The organism is Evansella sp. AB-rgal1 (assembly GCF_041820985.1).
Lineage (GTDB): Bacteria > Bacillota > Bacilli > Bacillales > Salisediminibacteriaceae > Evansella.
Genome location: NZ_JBGUAU010000028.1, coordinates 12,984 through 35,265, shown reverse-complemented (window position 1 = coordinate 35,265; position 22,282 = coordinate 12,984). Strand labels below are relative to the sequence as shown.

Genomic DNA, 22,282 nt, shown 5'->3' with positions numbered 1-22,282 from the left:
ACATGGTTCACCCCTCTACTATTCTAACACTTTGCTTGACCTAAGTGGATATTGTATAGTGATAGTAGAGATTGTGAAAAGGAGAACGTTTTATGCTGCTATTTTTATATACAATCATTATTGTCGCATTTTTAGATACCTTTATTCAGTTACCGATTATATCCACATACGCCCACAGTCTTGGTGCGTCAAGCTTTTTCACAGGAATTATTATTGCTATTTACTCTTTTTCCAATATGATTGGAAATGCAATTTCTGGTCATTGGATCGATCGTTACGGTCGAAAAAGAATACTTCTTATAGGCATGATCTTTGTTGCTATTATTCTTCTGTTTTACCCTTTTATCCAAACACCTTGGGGGTTATTTTCTGTCCGCTTTATTCATGGTTTAGCAGGAGGAGCTCTCATCCCAGCAGCATTTGCTTATTTAGGTGATTTAGCACCCTCACATCGTCGTGGGAAAACAATGGCTTTCTCTGGAGCTTGTATTGGAACAGCTGCAATTATTGGGCCTGCCATGGGAGGGATTATTTCTTCACATTTTACAATCTCTGCCGTTTTTTATAGTGTATCTATTCTTTTTTTACTCACATCATTACTTTCGTTAATCTTGTTAAAAGAATCGTTAACAACGGAAAATAAAAAACAAGTGAAAATAAAAGACATGGTTCCCTTACTTAAAAACCCAATTATGATACAAGCAGCATTAAGTGCCTTTGCACTTATGATGAGTATGGGGGTTCTTACCTACTCATTACCACTAAAAGTAGAAGCTCTTTCTTTAAGCTCGGCTGTAACCGGTTTATTACTAAGCAGCTTTGGCCTTGTCGCTATCATTATCTTTTTATCACCTATCAATCGATTATTTGATAAGTATCAAGCTACCACGTTTATCCTTATAGGAATGGGGTTTATTAGTTTTTCCCTCATCAGTTTGAGCTTATTGCAATCCATTCAGTTCATGACGTTCATTATGTTTTTTTACGGAATAGGATTCTCCTTCATTTTCCCATCTATGAATCGAATGATACTAGAAATATCAACAATGGAAACACGTGGGAAAGCATTTGGTATCTTTTATGGAGCATTTTCACTTGGTGTAGTATTCGGCTCCAGTTTTGCAGGTGCTATGTCCCAAGCTTTTGGTTATCCTCTTCTTTTGAGTGGAATTGCTATGTTCGTAATAGCTATCCTATTCTATTTTCTTGTTTTCAAAAAGGAGAGAAAATATCAGATAAAAATGAATTAATTCTCCCTTGAACAAGATTTCGAACATCGTATCTTTCATTTAATAACTGATGTCTTGCACCTTCAAATAATGCTACCTGGATGTGCCCACATTTTTCTTGATAAAAATATATATTTTTCTTCCAGTCTACCGTCGTATCCCGAGTACCTTGTAAAATGTAGACTGGAAGAGAAGACCCAGGACAATCCGTAAATTGTCCTTGCCAATCCTCTAGTGCCATTACCCAATTAGCTTTCAATACTTTCACCTGAAGTGGATCGTGCTTCACAAATTGCCGATAAACCAAGTCTGTCGAGTTCCTTTTAAACGATCGTTTTTTTTGAGATACAACCTTTCCTGAAAACAATAAGAATCGTCGATATAAATTCCAACGAAATGGATAGTAAAGTGGTGCCACTAATAACAGACCATCAAGCTCCACTTTTCTTTCAGACTGTGCATGAAATAATAAGGCAGCACCCGTACTATGACCAAGACCGACTACTTCTTCCACATTTACGTACCGACGAATTAATTCATTCCCCTTTTCAACAGCAATTAGATAATCATCAAAGCTAGCAATCATCCCTTTTTCTCCTGAAGAAAAGCCATGCCCGGGTAAATCTAATACAATAACTTGATATTTATTTTCTAACAAATAATTAATTGTTTTACTTAATCCTCCACTATGGTCTAAATACCCATGTACTAAGTAAATGGTACCTTTCGGATTGTTTTTTAAGAAAAATTGATAGAAGTGATTTTTTCTGTTGATCTTCTCGAAGCCACATCTATATTCATCTACCTTGTCTATGGCAAAGCTATAATGGGATAAATACGACTGTAACGCTTTATGGTGAAAGTGCGGGTTGATCTCTTCAAATGAAAAATCTGCTTTTTTTATTGCTTCGATCCAATAGTAATCTTCCTCCATCTTTTCTCCACACTTCCTTCTGTGATGAATGTAGTACTTTTATTTTTGCAAATGAACAAGCGTTTCCGCAAGTATTTTGCCATAGGCTGGTAAATCCGGAGGACGACGACTAGAAATAATATGCCCATCAACTACAACTTCTTCGTTATGCCAAATCGCCCCAGCATTTTCCATATCATCTTTAATACCAGGGGTACTCGTTACTTTTTTTCCTTGTAGTATATTTGCTGAAATTAATACCCATCCGGCATGACAAATTTGTCCTATTACCCTTTTATGCTCATTCATAAATGTAACCATATTTAACACTTCCTCATACCTTCTAAGCTTGTCCGGAGCCCATCCACCTGGAATTAGTAAGGCGTCATACTCTTCTATTGTGATTTGTTCAAAGCTATAATCTGGTTTTACAGGAACACCGTATTTCCCATAATATATTTTATCTTTCTCCATCCCTGCAATATGAGATATCGCTCCTGCCTCTTGCATTCTATAATGAGGATATAATAGTTCTAAATCTTCAAATTCATCCTCCACCACAGACAACACTCTAAGTTCAGTATTCATGAAATCATCCTTTCAAATTGGAAATTAAAAATCTTATCGGAATGTTTCTCCCCTTATTTTCATGATTCCATCTTCTCTTTTGTTCTAAACCTTTAACCTAAAACATACTATTTTCTCGTAGACGATTTGTTTGTTTTGAATCTCTTAAAACACAGAGCTTTAGCTAGTCTTTAATTTTTCTTAAACACATGTTTGAACCAATGGGAGGGTATACAATTGTCAAAGAACAACATGAAGAGCCATAAAGGTACGGCTTTGTTTACTTCTGTCGTGGCTGGAGCTGCATTAGCTCCCATTCTCTCAGGTCAAATGGAGCAAGAGGATAAATTAAAATCTATTGTTAATTATCAACCTCCTCTTTTTACAGATACTGCTGAACAACTAACATTGAAGCAGTCACTAGTTGTTGTACCTTCTTTATCCTATTTAGATACCAATGTAAGTCTAGAAATAAAAGAAGATAAATATGTCTCCTCCTCTTTATCAAAAAGAAATACAAATGATTTACAAAAACAAACAAATCCCCCTCTTCGATTGGTTACGAAAGAGCGGATAGAAACAGATGAAAAAATTGCTTCTCACTCCATAAGCATCTGGCCAGTGGACACAGAGTTAGCTCTTGGGGATACGGGCCCAAAAGTAAAAACCATTCAAGAATATCTATCTGAAAATGGATATTATGTCTTTACAATTGACGGGATATTTGGAGACAAAACGAAAGAAGCATTAAAACTGTACCAAAAAGAAAATGGATTACCTATTAACGGGATTGCAGCTTTTGAAACGCTCGTACATTTGCTGGGAACAAAGCAAACTGTTACGGAAGAAAGGAACAAAGACATACCAAACCAACCTTCTGATATTTATCGTCCATATAATGAACATGACAACTATTTATACATTTCTCCAACCAACTATGAAGTGGAGGATACATTCAAAGTAGCTAACCGCCCTAGTTACTTTCAATATGGTGATGTTCATGATGAGATTATTCGATTGCAAGAATTATTACAAAAATCTGGATATTATAAGGGAGAGCTAGATGGTGTTTACGATAGTCATACTCAGCAAGCGGTAAGGACCTTGCAACGGGAGCATAACTTAATCGTAGATGGTCTCGCAGGAAATCAAGTATTTTCATTTTTACAAGAAAATGACTTAAAGAAAATAGCTGACAATCGTAATCATCAGGACCAAAGCCAAAATAGCAGCCAATCAGTAGAAGCAACTAAGCAAACTGAGAAAGAAAAAACTACGACCACTACTTTACCGAATACAAATACACCTTCTATGAATTCCATTATTGAGAGAGCCCATGAACTTATTGGTACACCTTATGTATGGGGAGGAACTTCTCCTGCTGGATTTGATTGTAGCGGGTTTCTAGTTTACTTATTTAATCAAATTGATGAAAATCTGCCAAGAACGGTTGATGGGATATGGAATGTGACTACATCTGTATCTAATCCGAAAATAGGAGATATTGTCTTTTTTGAAACCTACAAAAAAGGTCCATCTCATGCGGGAATTTATTTAGGTGACGGAGCATTTATTCATACAGACGCTACTGCTGGTGTAAAGGTATCTTATTTAAGCGAAACGTATTGGGGTAACCGCTATCTTGGTGCAAAACGTTATTAGTAAATATTTTTTAAGCACACGGTTAGATATTTAAACGAGTTTACTTCAGTGATTCAAAACAGAAAAATGCAGGCAATTTCACACGCTACAACACACAACTTTCACAATCAAACATACAGTATAATTCGCATCTTTAATTGGGACTGGAACATAACCAAAGTGTAGATAATTTATTTAGTATAAAACACTGATAAAACAATAAAAAAACACATGTGATTGCTGCTGTGAAATCTCATGTGTTTTTGCTTGTGAATGGCTTGTTGGCACCTTTGAAGTAAACCTGAGATTTGATATTCTCATGTGTCATTTTCCTTTTTTCATGGCAACGTTTTAAAAAATGCAACTATAAAAACTAGGCGTCATGTTTTATTTGCCTAATCTAATCTTCTAACCAAGACGAACTGTACTCCATGGTGCGAAGTTATCACTACAACGTTAGATTTCTATCTTTATTACATTACACCGTACTTACCACCCTTATATACCTCAAGGATAGTAATACCAACTATTTGCCCCACTCTTGTCTCTCTATATTCTGTGTTATAAGGCTAACATGAACTGTATTATAGTAATTAGTTTGAGAAAGCCTTATTAAACAAGGTTTTTTTTACTGTAAATAAATGTGTATTAATCAGTAAATGTTAACATTTTGTGAAAGTGTGACTAAAATCACCACATACACTATTTTTATTGCTTATAATACGTGTAGGGAGTTATGAAACTTACATGAGGGGGATAACTAGATGTCTATTTTACCTAAAAAGAACGAGTTAGGGTTCTTTGAAATCCGTCTAGAATCAATTGGCGGACTTGGAGCAAACTTAGCTGGAAAGATGCTAGCAGAAGCTGGAGTTTTAGGACTGGGCCTTAACGGATCCAATTTCTCATCCTATGGATCAGAGAAAAAAGGTTCTCCTGTTAAATCATTCGTGCGTTATTGTGATGCTGAAACGGAAATCCGCGATCACTCACCAATTGAGCAACCGCATGTTATCGGAGTGTTTCATGAAGCACTTTATAAAATGATAGACGTTGTAAGCGGTTTAGATGCAGAAGGCATTGTGCTAGTAAACTCAAAGCGTGACTTTGATTCAGTTAAAAAAGATTTAAAACTCGAATATGGAACGCTAGCAATTGTGGATGCATTAAAGATTGCGAACGAAGAAAAAACAAAAGTAAACACAGCAATGCTTGGTGCATTATACCGCACACTAGACTTTTTAGATCCAGAAGAAATGAAAAATGTTATCCGTAGAACTTTCGAGAAGAAATACCCTCACTTTGTTGAACCAAACATCCGTACGTTTGAGCGTGGATATAATGAAGTGACATTTAAAACATATGAAGTTCCAGAAGGAGCTACAAGCAAAGAGTTTACTAGAATTCAACCTAGATTAGGATATGAAACACAAGTACTTGGGGGAATTATTACCGCTCAAGGAAACAGTGTTTTAAAAGACTTAAGTGGTTCTCGCCAAGGCTTCCTTCCATCTTATAATTCTGAAACATGTATCCATTGTGCAGCCTGTGATACGGTTTGTCCTGATTACTGTTTCGTTTGGGAAGAAGGAGAAGACAAACGTGGTCGTAAGCAAATGTTCTTAAAAGGAATTGATTACCAATACTGTAAGGGATGTTTAAAGTGTGTAGATGCTTGCCCTACGGATGCACTTGCGGACATGGAAGAAATGCTGGGTTATGCAGACGAAAATAGAGTAAAACATAACTTTCCATATGTAACAGGAGGGGTTAAATAATGGCAATGATAGAAGATAACTTAAACAAGACGAAAACTGCGCCAGAGCAACTAACTACCTTTGAATCGGGTAATGAAATGGCAGCAACGGCAGCAGCACAAATAAACTATCATATAATGGGATATTTCCCTATCACTCCTTCTACGGAAGTTGCACAATATTTAGACTTAATGAAATCAAAAGGAATACATGATATAGAATTAATTGCTGCAGACGGAGAGCATGGTTCTGCTGGAATCTGTTTCGGTGCAGCAACTACTGGTGCACGTGTATTTAACGCAACAAGTGCAAACGGACTTCTTTATATGATTGAGCAATTACCTGCACAATCCGGCCTTCGTTTTCCGATGGTAATGAACCTTGTAACTCGTGCAGTAAGTGGTCCATTAGATATTCGTGGCGATCACTCTGACCTTTACTATGCTTTAAATACTGGTTGGGTTATTTTAACAGCACGTACACCACAAGCGGTTTACGATATGAATATTATGGCACTGAAACTTGCTGAACATAAAGATGTGAGGTTACCAGTTATCGTTGCATATGATGGGTTCTACACTTCTCACCAAAAGAGAAAAGTAGATTATTTTAAAGAGCGTGAAGTTGTTCAAGAATTTGTTGGACCAGCTCCAAAAGGATACCCTGTTTCCATTGATAAACAAAAGCCTGTAACCATTGGTGCTCACATGAATGGCGATGACTTATTAAATAATAGCTATCAACAGTCGGAAGCACTTTACCGTGCATATGACGTCTATAAAGAAATTACAGCTGAGTACGAAGAATTATCAGGACGTAACTATGAAGTGCTAGACCTATACGGTATGGAAGATGCAGAAGTTGCTTTATTTTTACTAAACTCTGCTGCCGAATCTTCCAAAGACGTTGTAGACCGTCTTCGCGCAAAAGGGATTAAAGCTGGTGTCATTAGCCCGAACATTATCCGTCCTTTCCCTGCTGAGGAAATTCGTAACGCATTGAAAAATGTGAAAGCTCTATTAATTGGTGAGCGTGCAGACTCTTACGGTGGAAACGGCGCTAACTTAACTCATGAAGTAAAATCAGCATTACAAGATGATAAAGAAAATCAAACAATCGTTTTGAGCAGAGTATTCGGATTAGGTGGGAAAGACTTCTATGCAGACGATGCAGAAAACTTATTCCAAATGGCCATCGATGCAGCAGATATGGGTTATGCAGTAAAACCGTTTGATTATTACGGACAAACTCCTGGTGACCCGGAGAAAGCGTTAGAGCAAGTAATTGAACCAATGACTGGCGACACATATAAAACGGGTTTAATTAATGTAACAGAAGATGCTGAAACTGGTAAGCTAAAAGTACGTATCCCTCCTATGCGCCAATTAACACAAAAACCAAAGCGATTTGCTTCTGGTCACGGCGCTTGTCCAGGGTGTGGTATCTTTCCTGGTCTAGAGCTATTCTTTAAGGGAATTGAAGGAGACGCAGTAATTCTGTTCCATACTGGATGTGGATACGTTGTTACATCTGCATATCCTTATACGTCTCATAAACAACCGTTTATTCATAACTTATTCCAAAACGGACCTGCTACCCTTTCTGGTACATTAGAAGCATTCTTCGAAATGAAGGAACGTGGTGAAATTGATATTGATGAAGATTTCACTTTCGTAATGGTAACTGGTGACGGAGGAATGGATATTGGAATGGGCTCTGCGATCGGTACTGCGCTTCGTAACCATAAGATGATCATTTTAGAATATGATAATGAAGGATATATGAATACAGGTTCTCAAATGTCCTACTCTACACCACTAGGACACATGACTAGTACTACTTCTGTAGGTAAAACACAACAAGGAAAAGCGTTCCACCATAAGGATACAGCGCAAATTATGGCTTCCACAAATATCCCTTATGTGTTCACTGGAACAGAAGCTTATCCTCAAGACTTAGTGAAAAAAGCAGCGAAAGCACAATGGTATGCTCAAAATGTTGGGCTTGTTTATGGGAAAATCCTTATCACTTGTCCTTTAAACTGGAAATCAGAAGACCGTGATGGAGAAAAGATCATGAAAGCTGCTGTTGAATCTAACTTCTTCCCTATTTATGAAGTGGAACGTGGCGAAACAACGATCACATATGATCCAGAAGCAAAGAAAAAGCAAATTGAGCTTTCAGAGTGGTTAAAGATGATGGGGAAAACAAAGCATCTATTAAAAGAAGAAAACAAACCAATGTTAACTGAATTTGAAAACGAAGTTGCTCGTCGTTGGAAAGTACTAAAAGTAAAACACGAAACACCGTTTGTATAAGAATATTAGTCTTTGAGGTTTCAAGCATTGTCTTGAAACCTCTTTTTTTAGAGCCAAACCTTCACTCTGAAACAAATGTAACTAATTTTCTTTTATATGGAATTTTACTATACATTTTAGCTATATCATTAGCTTCCTTTCGCTTGATTTGCTTATATGGGATTTCTACAGTTACGCTCTCTTGATTAAATGGGTATGGAGTAAGTTGAACGGTGTCATCATTCTTCCAAGTTGCATAAAACCGCTCTCCTTCAAAAGGCTCTAACTTTTGAGGGAAACCATCTTTAAACCAAGAGATTTCCTCTTCCTTTCTACATCCCCATTCATTCATACAGATATAAAGAGACAAATTATCACAAAACTGAAGAAGGTCAAAATGAAAATTTACTGATTTTACATCCAAATTATGTATTGTTTTATACAAGTTACTTTGACGTTTCTCTTCTCCATATTTAAAAGCTCTCCCATCTTCGTCTAACTTACTTTCAAAAAAACTGCTGTAATGCATACTAATTAATAAAGCTGCATATTTATTTTCTCCTTCTATTGAATCTACACCGTTCCGATAGGCTTCAATTTTTTGAAGCAATGGATAGTTAATAAAAGAAGCGGGTATTTGTTTTTGAGGTATATATAATCGCAGATTGTCTAGCTCTCGCCAACACCCATCATGATTTTGAATAGCCAACTCTACATCTTTTCTTCGCTCTCCCCCAATAAAATATCGATCATCCCACTTCTTCGCAAATATCCCTGAAATAATGGCGTGCTCGTGTTGCTCTATGACAATAAACTCTTTTTTCCTTTCTCTTACAATCATGGAACCATCTCCCCTTCCCTTCGCTACATACGGATTCTTTTATTATATCGCTAAAACCATTTACACACTTCCATTTCATAAAATTTCAGAAAATCGAATCTGTACAATTGTTTGAAATCACTGTGTTGCTACTTTTATGCAAAAATTACAATGAGATATCCTTATATATCAAGGTCTGCAAACATTATTGTGATGTGAACCATATCACTGATTCACTCTTTCGAAGAACTGTATTTTAAAGAAGTATTAACAACTTAGAGGGGGATTTATAGAGAATGGATATGTTTTGTTATCCATGGGAACAAACACCTACAGAGGGCTGTAAGATTATGGGGGGCTGTGGAAAGGATCCTGATATCGCCAGTCTACGAGATACGATTATCTTTGGCTTAAAAGGTGTTGCTGCCTATTCCACACATAAGCGCAAGCGCCTAAGATCACAAGCGAATAGCAAAGTGCGATCTTACACTTTTATAATATCACAGGACATCGATCGAGTAGTTCCTGAAGCTGTACTTCTTTCCATTACACAAAAAGTGTTATCCACAGGCTAAAAATATGGTTCTCTAAAAACAAAAAAGTATCCGCTTTCTAATAATCAGAAAGCGGATACATAGTCTTTAATGAATTTCTCCGTCACAGTCCTCACATTTGTGAGAATAGCAGTCAGCCATTTCTTCGATTTGATCCCCACACTTTGCACATTCTTTTGGTGGTAAATTTCTAAAGAATTCAGTACTAGATTGTAACATATTAATTCCCTCCATCCCTCAAGTTGTGATTAACTTCCCTCAAAGTTTTTTCTCAAAGTTCTTAATTACATTGTAGTATAACAATTATTCTAATTCAACAGGCTATCATAAGACAATTTGAACGTTTTGTGAAAGAAATGTTTTAAAACATACGTACTTTAGCTACTGTTATTACCATGACTATGTTATAAATGGACGATCTGTGACAATTTAATCAAATATTACACTTCTTATTATATAACAGTATATGTTTATATAAAAGGGCTTATTCACTGTTTTTTTTGAAAATTTAGATAAATTATAGTCAATAGTATTTGTACTTTTAAGTTGCTCCTTTTTATCATTTACTATCCACTAAAGAGAAGATTCATTTGCGTATAACTAAAAAGCATTCTATAATATACAAGTAGGATTGAAAGGAATGTTAGGGGGATACATACTATGATAAAACGCTTATTAACGACATCATTATTTACTTTACTCCTTCTTTTTGTTCCACTAGCAACAGCTTTTGCAGCAGCTGCAGGAGATGGAGAAAATGGGGCAGCTAGTGGATCATCGTTAATGGAAGGACCTTTTATTATTTTAGCGTTTGGAACACTTGTTATCATGATTTATTATTGTTTCCGTGATTAGAAAATCATACAGAAAGAGGATGTACCGTTATCTATTGGTATATCCTTTTTTGTATTTTATTGTCTATCGTGGAAATCCGTGGGTTAATTGTTTTTAAACTTAACTAGTATTACTAACTCTGTTAGTTTGTATTCCATTCCTTTCCTGTGGGGAGCTGCCGAGCTACTCACACATGAAAGAAAAACAACCCCCAGCTTTTTTACACACTGGAGGTCGCTCTCTTTCATACCATTATTTAACTACTTCTACCGTTTCAATAATTACATCTTCTACCGGACGGTCCTGTGCTCCTGTTTCTACATCCGCTATTGCATCCACTACATCCATGCCATCAATGACTTGACCAAAAACAGTATGCTTAAAGTCCAGATGCGGTGTTCCGCCTACTTCTGCATATTTCTCTACTAACTCTTCTGGATAACCAGCTTCTGCAAGCTGTTCTGCACTAAAACGGGCATTCCCTGCTTGAACAATATAGAATTGACTTCCGTTTGAATTAGCTCCAGAGTTAGCCATAGATAAAGCCCCGCGCAAATGAACTAGCTGTAAAGAAAACTCATCTTCAAATGGTCCACCATAAATACTTTGTCCGCCACGTCCAGTTCCTTCAGGATCTCCACCTTGAATCATAAAATCCTTAATAACTCTATGGAAGATAACACCATCATAGTACCCTTCTTCCCCATGCGTAAGGAAATTTTCTACTGCTTTTGGCGCATGCTCAGGGAACAATTTCAAATGAATGGATCCCATGTTCGTGTGAATGATGGCTTCCCTTTCATTCTCTGCTACTGTATCAGTAAATTGTGGATAGTCATCAATTGTTAACGCGTCTTCTCCATCTTGATTATCTACTGTGTTGTTACCTGCTTCTTCTTGATTCTGATCTCCTGTTTGTCCTTGGTCATTTCCTTCAACGTTCCCTTGACCACAAGCACTTAGTACCAGCATAAAGCTAATCATCATAAAAAATAATAAGCGTTTTGTTTGCATCTCTGTTTTCTCTCCTATCAATAATTTCATCATCATTCTTCTTATAGTGAGCCACATCACCGACAATATCTTTCATTCACCGTATGATAAAGGTAACTTACTAAAGGAGGAATTTTGATGGAAACTGTCTTTACACGCGATACGAAAGTACGAGAAATTGTTATACAAGTACCACGATCAGACGAGTTATTTAAACAACATAAAATTGACTTTTGCTGCGGAGGTAACCGCCCTATACACGAAGCCTTAACTGAAAAAGGCTTACACGAAGAAACATTCTTGAACGAGCTTCAATCTCTCTTTGACCAAGCTAGTGAAATGAAATCACTCGACTCAAACGATTGGACGAAGGAATCATACTCTTCCATTATGGATCATGTTATCCATCGTCATCACGGCTATCTTGCAGAGGAATTACCAGACTTAAGTTTCTATGTAACAAAAATCTACCGTGTTCATGGGAACACTCATCCTGAGCTTGGCGAGTTGCATCGTTTATTCCATACGTTAAAAATGGAGCTTGAGCAACATATGGTGAAAGAAGAGCAACAAATCTTCCCTGCTATCCGTCAATATGATATGAATCCAGGGCAACAGCAACGAGACATAGCTCTAAGCCGAATTCACGAGCTCGAATCGGAGCACGAAGAAGCCGGTTCACTCCTAAAGCAAATTAGAAATGTCACTTCTGATTTTACATTACCTAGCGGTGCTTGTACAACATACAAAATGACTTTTAAACGATTAGAAGAATTAGAATCAGATATGTTCCAGCATGTACATTTAGAAAATAATATTTTGTTCCCTCGTTTACAAGAGGAAGCAGTATAAAAATTCACAAAACGTTCGGGGACCAGGTCCCCGAACGTTTTGTGAATTCACGGATTCCCCTCTTGACTATTTGATTAGAAAGAGTAAAATGAAAATAGAACACATGTTCTTAATTGTATTTGCATATGATATAAATATACGAACCATTACTCATTTATTCTGATCAAGAGGGGGGAACTTCTATGGCCAAACTCACACCAGAGGAAGAAAGCCTAAGTGAGTCGTACATCTTATTTGAGTTGGCCCGAAAAGTTTTAGAGAAGGATCTGACGAAAATCGATCAGTCGCCTATGAAGCTGAAAGACCCATACATTCGATTATTAGAACGATCCCTCCAAGAAATTAGTAAGGAATTGTACACCACAAAAGCAAAAATGAAAAATATCGGCTTAAAAATTCAATTAAATGAGCACGATGATACCTTCTCGGAGTATACTATTTTTTTCCGTGGCTATGTATTAACAGCCAAATATTTAAATGCCCATTTAAAAAACCAAGTAAGTCATCGAATTGCTACTATTTTTACTGGTTCACCAACACAAAATACGGAACATCCCTTTCCCGAAGCGTAAATGTTTAGATTTTTTTACTCCAGGGCCTAGTCTAAACAGGATTGAATAGTGCAAAAATACGTTTCATCCCCAAGCCAAAACACATGTACTTTCACAAGAAAATCACATGTGTTTTTTTGTTATATCCACACTCCTCTCCAGCGATTCAGAATCTACCTTAGTAGCGTAACTCTGCTATCCTACTTTTTATTTTAGGAAATACCTCCGTTGCTGTTTTATAAAAAACAGTATCCCACGACGATGGCGGCATATATGTTTTTACAAAATGGATATAAGGCTCCATCGGAACTAGTGGCCAGTCCGTGCCAAATATGAATTTTTCATAATGATCACAAAAGGCAAGAGCATGTTTGAAATGATCGAAAAAATGCGGTGTATTCATAATTCGTTTCACATTCCCTGCATCTCCCACTATGAGACCAGATAAGTCTGCAAACATATTTCGGTTCTTATATACAACCTCTGCTGCATCTAACATCCACGGATCACCAAAGTGAGCCATAATAAAGTTCACATCACGATGACGAACGGCAACCTCATCTAATGTCAGAGGATGAGCATATTTCAGCAGGCCACGTTCTGAGTATGTATCACCACTATGAAATACGACAGGCATGCGGTACGCCTTTGCCAACTCATATACTGGTTCATAAACAGAATCATAAGCATAAAAAGGATAATATCCTAAATAAATTTTTATCCCCACCACATCAGGATTCAGTAATGATTTCTCCAAATTGGATAAATCTGTTCTCCCTAAACGATACGGGTTGACCCCCGCACAATAAACAATGCGTGGATCTGATTTTTTCATGATATCTAACCCCATCGGAGTAGATGGCTTGGAACACGGAAAACCATCTCCACCCTCCATTTCTCTTAAGCCCATTCCAATACTTAATACTACTTCATTGTCATCCATTTCTTTTTTTAAACCACGAACAGAATAATCAACATGAGACAGATTTTTCGCTGTGTCGTAAAAAGAATGGATATGTGATAAATGTATATGTGCATCTATAATTTTCACATCAGCCATCCTCTCGTACATTAAATTTTAATCCTCGAAGTTCTTTATAATCATCTAGCGAATACGCTTCCTTTGAAAAAATCAAGAAGTGCGGAGCTGTCAATTCGAACTCCCCTGTTTTCGTAGACAAAAGCTGTTCACCAATACCCCAAATAACATGTTGACTCATATAAGCAGTCACATCTTCCATTTCTGCACTGGGAATAAAATGTAATTTATTTGCGATTCCCGCTCTTTCCACAAGGATATCCTTTAGGCCAAACATCTCTGTTTCATGATCATGATGCTGAAGCATCGGAACCGTATTATCTTCAAACGAAAGTGTTACATCTCCCCGCTTACTACCCTCCGCTAAATTAACATACGTGTGCTGTGTTGTTCCATAAAAATGATGTCCGATATTTTGCTCGATCCCAGTGAACACAGCTAAAACGGGCAGACCAGGACGAGTAACCGCAAATTGATGAAAAATTAGCCCTTCATATTTAGGATGATCATTTACTGTTGTACTTATTTCAATTCCAGTCCATTTATCTTCAAATTGATCTGTTACCGTGACAAACTTCACTTGTGAAGGCAACGCAATCATCTTTCTTTGTAGTAAATAAGAAATCCCAAAACTAAGTCCGCCTACCCACGGATTCCACCATCCCTTAGGTTTTGCAGTAGGAAATGAAGTAGCAAGCCACTCTGTCTCCTTATCTCGCAGGGAGTAAAACCCTGGAAAAAAGCTCGGCGCAGTCTTAATAGAAATAACACCGTTATTTAGTTCATACGACTGATGACCTTCCACTTCTTCCACTTTCGTCTCCACATGGGATCCCGATGTACGATAAAGCAGCATTCGCTTCTCTATCTTTTGAGCGGATAAATTACCCTTCACATAAACGGGGGTAATTTCCTTTTCTACTGACACAGGTACATCCCAAGTAGACCAGTTTTCGGACTCTGGCATAACAAGTGATTCTATTTCCTCTTGGCGGTCTGTACAGACAACCAAATCTACTTCTACATTCTTTTGGGTTTTCCTCTGAAAACGAATAGTTCCGTCTTTTTCTAAGATAGGAGATCCTTGTTTCATTTGAAGCGATAAGGGTTCCTCTATATCAACAATAGAGACAATCTCCTTTTGCTTCGCAAATTCTCGAACCTCTTCCACAGTAGAAAAAACATTTTGTCCGAACCATAACTTGTTTGAGCGTACATATGTAGAAGGCTCCATCGTTTCCCACTGGTATTCAAAAAAGTGAATATGCCAGTGGTGGAAATGGATAGAGGCTTTTCCTTCCCATATCAATGCTGTTTTTGCATCATCGGCATGAGAAAAGAACCAGTTTTCTGAAATCTTTTTCTCTTCCCACACATTCACTTCAGAATTCAGTGTACCTTGATTATGAATGACGCTATCATCATATGGAATATAAGTATCTGCCAATGAATAGCGCAATGACTCATTAAGATGTACATCTGAAACAGAAACATCACTATTGTTTTCAACAATATATTCCTGACTCATAAGACCTTCCCCAGTAAGTTCAATCACACGAGACAGAGTTAACGCTGGAAAATCTCGAGAAGGATAACACAATTTCATCCCTACCCGATCTGTATCGTAAAATTCAACAGACTCAGGTTTCATCATGGAATATTCCTCTGAAAAAGGTTTTCCAAGCTTCGGATAATAAAAGTAATAGTCACTTTTATTTTGACGACCACGTTCGTAAAACAGCTCATTATTTTCCTTTTTTAAAGCAACATGAGTTAAACCAGAAAACAAGTGATAATACTCCCTACACTCTCCATACAACCTACTACCGATAGTGTTAAATGGAATGCTAATCGGCTCAGTATAATGAACCGTCTCTTCCCCATCCAGGAGAACTTCTACCCTTACCAGTTCATGGTAAAACACACTCCTATGTAATACATAAGATAACGGTACGGTATGACGTTCCTCTGGCTTCAACTGTAATTCCCATTCAAGTGACTCAAAAGCAACATCTTCATGCGAAGGAAGATTAAAACGCACTTTCACATCTGAAGTGCAATTGTTTGTAAGCTCTATATAGGCTGTTTGCTTTGAGTTTAAAGAACTAAAGGTTCCGGGTATTTTCCCTACACATTTTACAGGAACCATCGGCAGTACTCCCATCTTAAAAGGAATGCTCTTACCATTGATGGAAACCGTAGCAACAACAGAAGGATGTGTTTTCTTTGTACTCTGATCATCTGCAGTAGAAGCTAAAAAACTACCATCAATAGTACCTTCTTTTTCTACTACTGACTCGTTACTTAACTCAAATTGAATACTCTTATTGTTTTCACCCACAACGGAAACATGTAATGGTTCCTTCGTAAAGTTCTCTACAGTAAATCGAACAGGATAAGCTTTTCCAAAGACAATCTTATGACTTTCTAACTCCATCTTAATTGAATACTGGTCTGTCTTTACAGTACAAATACCTCTGCCCGTTTTTTCAATTTGCACATGTAAGAAGGAATCATCTTTTTTCCACTTATATTCATAGATTTCAAAGTTCCCAACCTTTTCCCCATCTGGTTCTACTTCAATTTCTCGTATACTATCGCTATACCAATCTGCTTTTTGAAAAAAATCTGTGAATGCTTCAGTACGTAACACAGTAGGCATGAAATTCATTAAATGAACAGAGTCATCCCGATTTTCCCAAAAGAAGCCACATTTTTTATATAAGGGAACAGCCTTCGTATTCCCTGGCCACGTATTCAAATCTAACCTTGGCCATCCTCGCTTCATCGTCTCCTCTAACGCAGTCAGCAATAACTCTTTCCCGACCTTTTTACCATGAAAATCGGTTCGTACATTTAAAAGAGGAACATATAAGGCACCTTCATCTTCGCGATATTCGGAAAGACCACAATACCCAACAGCCTCTTCGTTATGTAAAGCAATATATGTTTTTATATTTGTGGAGTTGTCCTCTTCCATCCGTACTTGTTCCTCTGTACGAATATCACCATGACCACCCCAGCCTGCCCGACTTTCGTTCCACATATGGGCCACAGTTTTCGCATAATTCGGTTCGTAATTCACAACTACTATTTGATTATTGTTATTCACCTTTCATTCTCCCCTATCCCTTTGAACTCATATGAAAAGAATGTTTCTTTAAAAAAACGCCTTCAAGCCTGAAGACGTTTTGCTTATTAGGAAGTTCCTGAATCATAAAACCCTTTTTGTTTCACTTGTTCGTAAGCATTCGTTAAAATTCCTTGAATTGCTTGACCCCGGTCCTTTTTTCTTCGTTTAAATTCTTCAAATAATTCATCACCCGTAAATCCTTCACTTATTAAATTTTTAAGTAACATATCCGAAAGGTCATCCTTTTTCACAACAAGAATCCCCTCCAAATGAACACTATAATGGTCTTTCAATTCTCTTACAGACTTTACTTCACAAACAAGTGTCGCAGGATCATTTGTTCGCTTCGTAATCGTTACTTCCGCCATAAATTTTTCACTTCGCTTTAAATAATCTTCAAAAAAAGACTTCCATTCCTTCGTAACCACAGCATCTAATAGCCAATTCTTTTGAGCTTCTTCTTTATTAATGATTAACCCATCAACAATAGGGATATCTTTACCTCGAAATGGACGATAATCTTTTTCTTGTTCATTATCAAACAACATAGCTAACGAGCACAATTTAAAGGTTTTCAACTTAGACACCTCCAACATATTTACTACAATTGTAACATTTCGTCAAAAGACTTATGGATTCCTTCCAACATCATAAAATTACTATTTTATCTTTTGATAAAAATGGAAATCACATACCCTTTTCCTTCTAGTTTCTTCATGATATAGTGAGCAAAAAGAGGAAAAGGACGGTACAAACGTGAGCAGTCGCATGGCAATTATTACAAGTAAATACGATGATGTACACAACATAAAAGAACTAACAACAGCCACCATTATTACAATTAATGATACAAAAGAATACCAGACAATGCCATACAATTGGGATAGTATTTCCACCTTGTTTCATACCTTTGATAAAATAATACTAGCAGATACTCTCTGTTCAAACGATCAAATGATCCAAGGCCAGCCATGGAAACTGACAGAAATGATGATCATCATACTACAACACGCATCAAAAATATATCATAAACCCCTATATCGTTTGGAAAAACAACGTATTGTGCCCATTCCATTCGACGTACCTACATCCGAATTATGTTCACAGTTTTGGAAAGCATACCCTCCTCACAAGAACGATATGAATAAAAAAAGTGTTACATCTATACAAAAAGTAGACATAGCTGTTGAGAAAAATACAGAAGAATGGGTGAATGAGTATTTTCAGTGGATTCAGAAGTTTACAAAGGGGATTATTAAAGTCCATACTGTCTCTTCTACTTCCTCCTTTCATGTATTAGGATGGAAGAAACCGCTTCTCACTCTTGAAACAAATCATCATCTAGAAGCTTACCATATTACAGAGATCAAAATAAAAGGTGGTTTTCTAAATAGAGAAGCGAACGTTCACTGTCCTATCGGTCGTTTTTGGTTTGTACAATCGAAGAATAACTCATACCTATACACTGCTCTCACCCACTTTAAACCATCACTACCTTGGTTAGTATACCGAATGAGCCAAGGCTGGATTCATAGGTTTGTAATGTATAAGTTTGCTAAGTTTGTCAGAAAGAAGACATAAAAAGAAGGTGTGTATGGGAACATACACACCTTCTAATCTATTATCTTGCCTTTTCCAAGCTCCGTCTTCCTTCTAATTCATACCGTTCTATTCGCAGATAGCGAATTCCGTAATACGTTAATAGGATAACTACATAAGCTAAATAACTAGAAAGATAGGGAAGAAAAATAGAGTCAGACATCCAAATCGGAGCGGAGAGGATACTCAGCAACCAAATCATGGAGATATTTCCCCATATGGAAGACCAAATATATTGTTTGAAATGAATAGGGCTTATTGCTGCTGCAATGGAAATAAGGTTACTTGGTATAAACGGCACACTTCTGAAAAAGATAATCATTAAGACACCATAATGTGTAAAGATTTTTACAAAGCGATTCAATTTATGTTTTCGTTTTTCCCAGTAGTGGTCCACCCACTTTGAGCTAAAAGATTTCGTTAACCAATAGCAAAATAACGAGCTTAATACTGTTCCTAGTAAACTAATAAAAAATCCTTGAATTAATCCGAACGATAAAAAGTGAAGAATTATCAATAACAATACTGGGAATATGGTAATAACCCCTTGAACGATCATCAGTGGCATAGTGATTAATAGAAGGTTGTATCCTAAACCATCAATAACTCCCCCAGTAAAGTACTCCATATCTTCCTGACGTAGATGAGCGACCCATTCCCAATCAATTAAATATAAAATTATTCCGAACCCTACTAACATAAGGATTCCTTTTTTCATCTCATCACCTATTTTTAATATATTTTCCATCTTGTTACACTCAAACAAAAAGATGCATTCGTTATACTAATTATATCGTAATCTGCTTTTAAATGATAAAATCATGTACGATAATATCATCATACATGATTTTATCCACAAAAAGAATACTTCTTGGGTAGTATGTTACTCCATCGCTTTGAATCGAGCTCGATCTTTTTGACCTTCTTCACTACGGAAATAGATTATTCGATACAGAAGTGATCCAAAGAATCCTACCGCAGCTAAAGCGGCCATAACAAAGTATAACGTTCTTAAGTCAAAGACATTCATAATATTTCCTCCGAGCAACGATCCTACAACACCAGAAATACCAAAAAACATAGAGATGAAGAGTAAATGACCTGTTGATTCTAATTCTTCTGGTACTAATTTAGATACAAACTGAAATGCAGTTAAATACAGTATGGCGAAAGTAAATCCGTGGAAAAGCTGGATGACTAAAATTATATTAGGGTTCGGTATTAAATACATAAGCAACCAACGCACAAAATATAAAACCGCAGCAATATTTATAAGTGTTAGAGGATGTACACGTCTAAACCAGTAAATACTAAATGCAAATACAAGTGCTTCTGTAATAACTCCAATAGACCACGCAATACCAATATACGATTCATCTGCTCCTAACTGCACAATATATAAACCTAAAAAGGAATCATTCATACGGTGTGTTAATCCGATCGTCATAACCATTACGAGAAATAACATTAGCTTTTTATCTTTTAACAGCTTCAAAGCACTCAATAATTGAACTGGCTTTTTCGAAGGTTCACTGTCAGGTGATGAATAACAAAACAAAATAGCTATAAATAAAAACGCTGCATAAATATAGTAAATGTTTGTGATGCCAATTTGAGCCAAAATGAATCCACTAACAAGTGAGGAAACGCCGAAGCCTAAGGAACCCCATAAACGGATGCTTCCAAAGGATACTTTATTTTTAGAAGAAACTTTCTGCGCCAAACTGTCTCCAAGTCCACCAGAGGGAGATGTAAAGGAAAAGAAAATATACATGATGGGTATAAGCAATAAATATTCCGTTAATTGAAATAGTAAAAAGCCTGTAGCCAGAGCACATGATAAACAAATTAATAACACCCGTTTGACTGTCTTCCATTTATCACTCATGAAGCCCCAGAATGGTTGCGCAATAATAGCCGCAGCTGGACCAACAGCTAGTAACACTCCGATTTGTGAGCCATTTAAGCCGAGTTGTTGTAGGTAAACAGGCATATAACCAATAATTAGTGACATGGATGCATGAAAGAAAAACAGCATCCCTTTTAATTTTTGAATTGGATTCATTATTTTAACCGGTCCTTTCACTATCGTCCAAACAAAGTATAAAGGTATAAGTCTTTAAAAATCCTAAAAAATACAGCGGGTTTGTTTCTCCACATTTCTATAGTCTTCCCTCAATAGTTACGTTAACGATAATTAATTATTTTTATTAAGTATACTTTTCAATATTTGTAAAATCATTCACTAATTAAAATGAGCAATAGAAACATTATAACATGTTACAAACATCGTGAAAGGAAATTGTTTGTTTGCAATTTTTGGGGTATGAGAAAAAAACCAAGGATTTATTATCCTCAGTTTAGTGTTTCTATTTTTCGTTTTCTAAATTTGATATTATTGAATTTACTATTGATTGGAATTCACTTTCATCAATATGATTTTTATATAGTTCATCCATATATTTTTCATTCTTATGTGCTTGAGATAAAAAAGATGTTCCATGTTTCATAATATTTTTATAGTGTTGTTCGATCTCCTTTAAATGTTCTATATTTTGTTTTTCCACTTTAACATCTATACAACGCTCAAACATATCTACAATTGTGTCTCCAGACCGATCGGCTTCAATTACATGAGGTGCTGTACCATCGATGACTGCAAATGAGAGGGATGGAACAATTACCATATCTAAACTTCCTGGGTCCAAAGCACAAGGGAAGTAATCTACAGAAAGCTCTCTTTTTTCTGCCTCTGCCGTAATTTTCCTCATCAACGTAGATTTTCCACTTCCAGAGCGCCCTTTAATTATGATTCGCTTTTCCAAACCTTCCGTAATTTCATTAATATAATTTACCGGCCCAAATGCTGTAGCCGCTCCAAAAAATAATTTTCTAGAAGTTGGAAGAATATCCTTCTCGGAAGAGGTAGAAAACAATTCCAGAATTAATTCTTCTGCTACAGTATCTGCTTCTGAAAAACTCATTCCTGATAAATATATTTTCTCTTTCTCTTCATGAACTTCTCTTCCCTTAGCGAATTTCTTATAAGCACTATGAAGATGAACCCCTCTATTTTCAATAAAATAAAATAAGTCACTTTTATGTCGGAGAATTGTAGAATCTATACATTCGTTTACATCATACGTAGTGTCAATAAGACCAGAAAATTTGCTTGATGGGAACAATGGTGCGTTGTCAGCTAACAATAGCATTTTTTTATCCGTAAAAAGAAGTCCATCTATTGTTTCTCCATCGTTAGGGTGAACAAAAATATCTACATTTTCTTTTTCACTAACATGATTAGCTACCTTTTTTAATAAATTACCACGTAATTCCATACTTCCACCTGTAATTACTGAGATAGAATGATCGGCAAACTTTGTTAGTAAGTGGTAAGGCCCTTCACTTGTATGACCATTTACGAAATATTTTTTCATTCACATACCCCTCCTTTTAATCCTTCTCCTCATAATATTCCAAAACGCCCAAACGTGTGAAAAAAT

At 36.5% G+C, this 22,282-nt stretch carries 19 protein-coding genes and 1 pseudogene; 9 read left to right on the top strand and 11 right to left on the bottom strand.

The window, feature by feature from the left end; genetic code table 11:
• Positions 1-92 precede the first annotated feature (92 nt).
• On the top strand, positions 93-1,250 hold the full coding sequence (locus ACERII_RS20100; RefSeq protein ID WP_373644691.1) for an MFS transporter: 1,158 nt from the start codon (positions 93-95) through the stop codon (positions 1,248-1,250).
• Here ACERII_RS20100 and ACERII_RS20095 read toward each other — a convergent pair.
• Complete coding sequence (locus tag ACERII_RS20095; RefSeq protein ID WP_373644690.1) at positions 1,213-2,163, bottom strand: alpha/beta hydrolase; 951 nt, start codon at positions 2,161-2,163, stop codon at positions 1,213-1,215. The two genes, ACERII_RS20100 and ACERII_RS20095, sit on opposite strands and share 38 nt — an antisense overlap.
• A 39-nt stretch (positions 2,164-2,202) precedes the next feature.
• Positions 2,203-2,730 (bottom strand): type 1 glutamine amidotransferase domain-containing protein, encoded by a 528-nt coding sequence (locus ACERII_RS20090; protein WP_373644689.1) that lies wholly within the window; start codon positions 2,728-2,730, stop codon positions 2,203-2,205.
• A 216-nt stretch (positions 2,731-2,946) separates the two neighbouring features.
• Between ACERII_RS20090 and ACERII_RS20085 the strand changes: the two genes are divergently transcribed.
• The 3 genes from ACERII_RS20085 to ACERII_RS20075 all read left to right on the top strand — a co-directional run bounded on the left by ACERII_RS20085 (position 2,947) and on the right by ACERII_RS20075 (position 8,425).
• The gene (locus tag ACERII_RS20085; RefSeq protein ID WP_373644688.1) at positions 2,947-4,371 is read left to right on the top strand and encodes a C40 family peptidase; all 1,425 of its coding nucleotides are present in this window, start codon (positions 2,947-2,949) and stop codon (positions 4,369-4,371) included.
• Positions 4,372-5,114: 743 nt separating this feature from the next.
• A complete protein-coding gene (locus tag ACERII_RS20080) occupies positions 5,115-6,128 on the top strand; it encodes a 2-oxoacid:acceptor oxidoreductase family protein (RefSeq protein WP_373644687.1) in 1,014 nt (337 codons plus the stop codon).
• Entirely contained in the window at positions 6,128-8,425 is a 2,298-nt protein-coding gene (locus ACERII_RS20075; protein WP_373644685.1) for a thiamine pyrophosphate-dependent enzyme, read from the top strand. The genes ACERII_RS20080 and ACERII_RS20075 overlap by 1 nt, the downstream gene beginning before the upstream one ends.
• Positions 8,426-8,486: 61 nt before the next feature.
• Here the strand turns inward: ACERII_RS20075 and ACERII_RS20070 are convergent, their stop codons facing one another.
• The gene (locus ACERII_RS20070; RefSeq protein ID WP_373644684.1) at positions 8,487-9,245 is read right to left on the bottom strand and encodes a DUF3891 family protein; all 759 of its coding nucleotides are present in this window, start codon (positions 9,243-9,245) and stop codon (positions 8,487-8,489) included.
• A gap of 281 nt (positions 9,246-9,526) precedes the next feature.
• Here ACERII_RS20070 and ACERII_RS20065 point away from each other — a divergent pair.
• Positions 9,527-9,664: pseudogene (locus tag ACERII_RS20065) on the top strand (hydroxylamine reductase); the annotation flags it as partial.
• A 201-nt stretch (positions 9,665-9,865) separates the two neighbouring features.
• On the opposite strand, the gene yhfH reads toward ACERII_RS20065, so the two are convergent.
• On the bottom strand, positions 9,866-9,997 hold the full coding sequence (gene yhfH, locus ACERII_RS20060; protein WP_373644683.1) for a protein YhfH: 132 nt from the start codon (positions 9,995-9,997) through the stop codon (positions 9,866-9,868).
• A 441-nt stretch (positions 9,998-10,438) separates the two neighbouring features.
• Here yhfH and ACERII_RS20055 point away from each other — a divergent pair, with 441 nt between their 5' ends.
• Complete coding sequence (locus ACERII_RS20055; RefSeq protein ID WP_373644682.1) at positions 10,439-10,633, top strand: hypothetical protein; 195 nt, start codon at positions 10,439-10,441, stop codon at positions 10,631-10,633.
• Positions 10,634-10,864: 231 nt separating this feature from the next.
• Here ACERII_RS20055 and ACERII_RS20050 read toward each other — a convergent pair whose 3' ends face one another.
• Positions 10,865-11,656 carry a peptidylprolyl isomerase gene (locus ACERII_RS20050; RefSeq protein WP_373644680.1) on the bottom strand — a complete coding sequence of 264 codons (792 nt, stop codon included), beginning with the start codon at positions 11,654-11,656 and terminating at the stop codon, positions 10,865-10,867.
• Positions 11,657-11,743: 87 nt separating this feature from the next.
• On the opposite strand from ACERII_RS20050, the gene ric reads away from it, so the two are divergent.
• The gene (ric, locus tag ACERII_RS20045) at positions 11,744-12,457 is read left to right on the top strand and encodes an iron-sulfur cluster repair di-iron protein (protein WP_373644679.1); all 714 of its coding nucleotides are present in this window, start codon (positions 11,744-11,746) and stop codon (positions 12,455-12,457) included.
• 182 nt (positions 12,458-12,639) lie between these two features.
• The gene (locus ACERII_RS20040; RefSeq protein ID WP_373644678.1) at positions 12,640-13,029 is read left to right on the top strand and encodes a YhjD family protein; all 390 of its coding nucleotides are present in this window, start codon (positions 12,640-12,642) and stop codon (positions 13,027-13,029) included.
• A 157-nt stretch (positions 13,030-13,186) separates the two neighbouring features.
• Here the strand turns inward: ACERII_RS20040 and ACERII_RS20035 are convergent, their stop codons facing one another.
• The 3 genes from ACERII_RS20035 to ACERII_RS20025 all read right to left on the bottom strand — a co-directional run bounded on the left by ACERII_RS20035 (position 13,187) and on the right by ACERII_RS20025 (position 17,767).
• Positions 13,187-14,059: an amidohydrolase family protein gene (locus ACERII_RS20035; protein ID WP_373644677.1), complete on the bottom strand. Its 873-nt coding sequence runs from the start codon at positions 14,057-14,059 to the stop codon at positions 13,187-13,189.
• Position 14,060: 1 nt separating this feature from the next.
• Positions 14,061-17,159, bottom strand: coding sequence for a GNAT family N-acetyltransferase (locus ACERII_RS20030; RefSeq protein WP_373644676.1), 3,099 nt, complete (start codon positions 17,157-17,159; stop codon positions 14,061-14,063).
• A gap of 86 nt (positions 17,160-17,245) precedes the next feature.
• A complete protein-coding gene (locus ACERII_RS20025; RefSeq protein WP_373644731.1) occupies positions 17,246-17,767 on the bottom strand; it encodes a YwpF-like family protein in 522 nt (173 codons plus the stop codon).
• Between the two features lie 169 nt (positions 17,768-17,936).
• Between ACERII_RS20025 and ACERII_RS20020 the strand changes: the two genes are divergently transcribed.
• On the top strand, positions 17,937-18,761 hold the full coding sequence (locus tag ACERII_RS20020; RefSeq protein WP_373644674.1) for a hypothetical protein: 825 nt from the start codon (positions 17,937-17,939) through the stop codon (positions 18,759-18,761).
• A 40-nt stretch (positions 18,762-18,801) separates the two neighbouring features.
• Here the strand turns inward: ACERII_RS20020 and ACERII_RS20015 are convergent, their stop codons facing one another.
• The 3 genes from ACERII_RS20015 to ACERII_RS20005 form a co-directional block, all read right to left on the bottom strand.
• Entirely contained in the window at positions 18,802-19,527 is a 726-nt protein-coding gene (locus ACERII_RS20015; protein WP_373644673.1) for a TVP38/TMEM64 family protein, read from the bottom strand.
• 135 nt (positions 19,528-19,662) lie between these two features.
• Positions 19,663-20,844 (bottom strand): MFS transporter, encoded by a 1,182-nt coding sequence (locus tag ACERII_RS20010; RefSeq protein WP_373644672.1) that lies wholly within the window; start codon positions 20,842-20,844, stop codon positions 19,663-19,665.
• 304 nt (positions 20,845-21,148) lie between these two features.
• Positions 21,149-22,216, bottom strand: coding sequence for a hypothetical protein (locus ACERII_RS20005; RefSeq protein ID WP_373644670.1), 1,068 nt, complete (start codon positions 22,214-22,216; stop codon positions 21,149-21,151).
• Between the last annotated feature and the right edge of the window lie 66 nt (positions 22,217-22,282).

Bases quoted from the DNA above. Each gene is read 5' to 3' on its own strand.
- ACERII_RS20100 (WP_373644691.1), top strand. From the start codon at position 93: ATGCTGCTATTTTTATATACAATCATTATTGTCGCATTTTTAGATACC.
- ACERII_RS20095 (WP_373644690.1), bottom strand. From the start codon at position 2,163: ATGGAGGAAGATTACTATTGGATCGAAGCAATAAAAAAAGCAGATTTT.
- ACERII_RS20090 (WP_373644689.1), bottom strand. From the start codon at position 2,730: ATGAATACTGAACTTAGAGTGTTGTCTGTGGTGGAGGATGAATTTGAA.
- ACERII_RS20080 (WP_373644687.1), top strand. From the start codon at position 5,115: ATGTCTATTTTACCTAAAAAGAACGAGTTAGGGTTCTTTGAAATCCGT.
- ACERII_RS20075 (WP_373644685.1), top strand. From the start codon at position 6,128: ATGGCAATGATAGAAGATAACTTAAACAAGACGAAAACTGCGCCAGAG.
- ACERII_RS20070 (WP_373644684.1), bottom strand. From the start codon at position 9,245: ATGATTGTAAGAGAAAGGAAAAAAGAGTTTATTGTCATAGAGCAACAC.
- yhfH (WP_373644683.1), bottom strand. From the start codon at position 9,997: ATGTTACAATCTAGTACTGAATTCTTTAGAAATTTACCACCAAAAGAA.
- ACERII_RS20055 (WP_373644682.1), top strand. From the start codon at position 10,439: ATGATAAAACGCTTATTAACGACATCATTATTTACTTTACTCCTTCTT.
- ACERII_RS20050 (WP_373644680.1), bottom strand. From the start codon at position 11,656: ATGAAATTATTGATAGGAGAGAAAACAGAGATGCAAACAAAACGCTTA.
- ric (WP_373644679.1), top strand. From the start codon at position 11,744: ATGGAAACTGTCTTTACACGCGATACGAAAGTACGAGAAATTGTTATA.
- ACERII_RS20040 (WP_373644678.1), top strand. From the start codon at position 12,640: ATGGCCAAACTCACACCAGAGGAAGAAAGCCTAAGTGAGTCGTACATC.
- ACERII_RS20015 (WP_373644673.1), bottom strand. From the start codon at position 19,527: ATGGAAAATATATTAAAAATAGGTGATGAGATGAAAAAAGGAATCCTT.
- ACERII_RS20010 (WP_373644672.1), bottom strand. From the start codon at position 20,844: ATGAATCCAATTCAAAAATTAAAAGGGATGCTGTTTTTCTTTCATGCA.
- ACERII_RS20005 (WP_373644670.1), bottom strand. From the start codon at position 22,216: ATGAAAAAATATTTCGTAAATGGTCATACAAGTGAAGGGCCTTACCAC.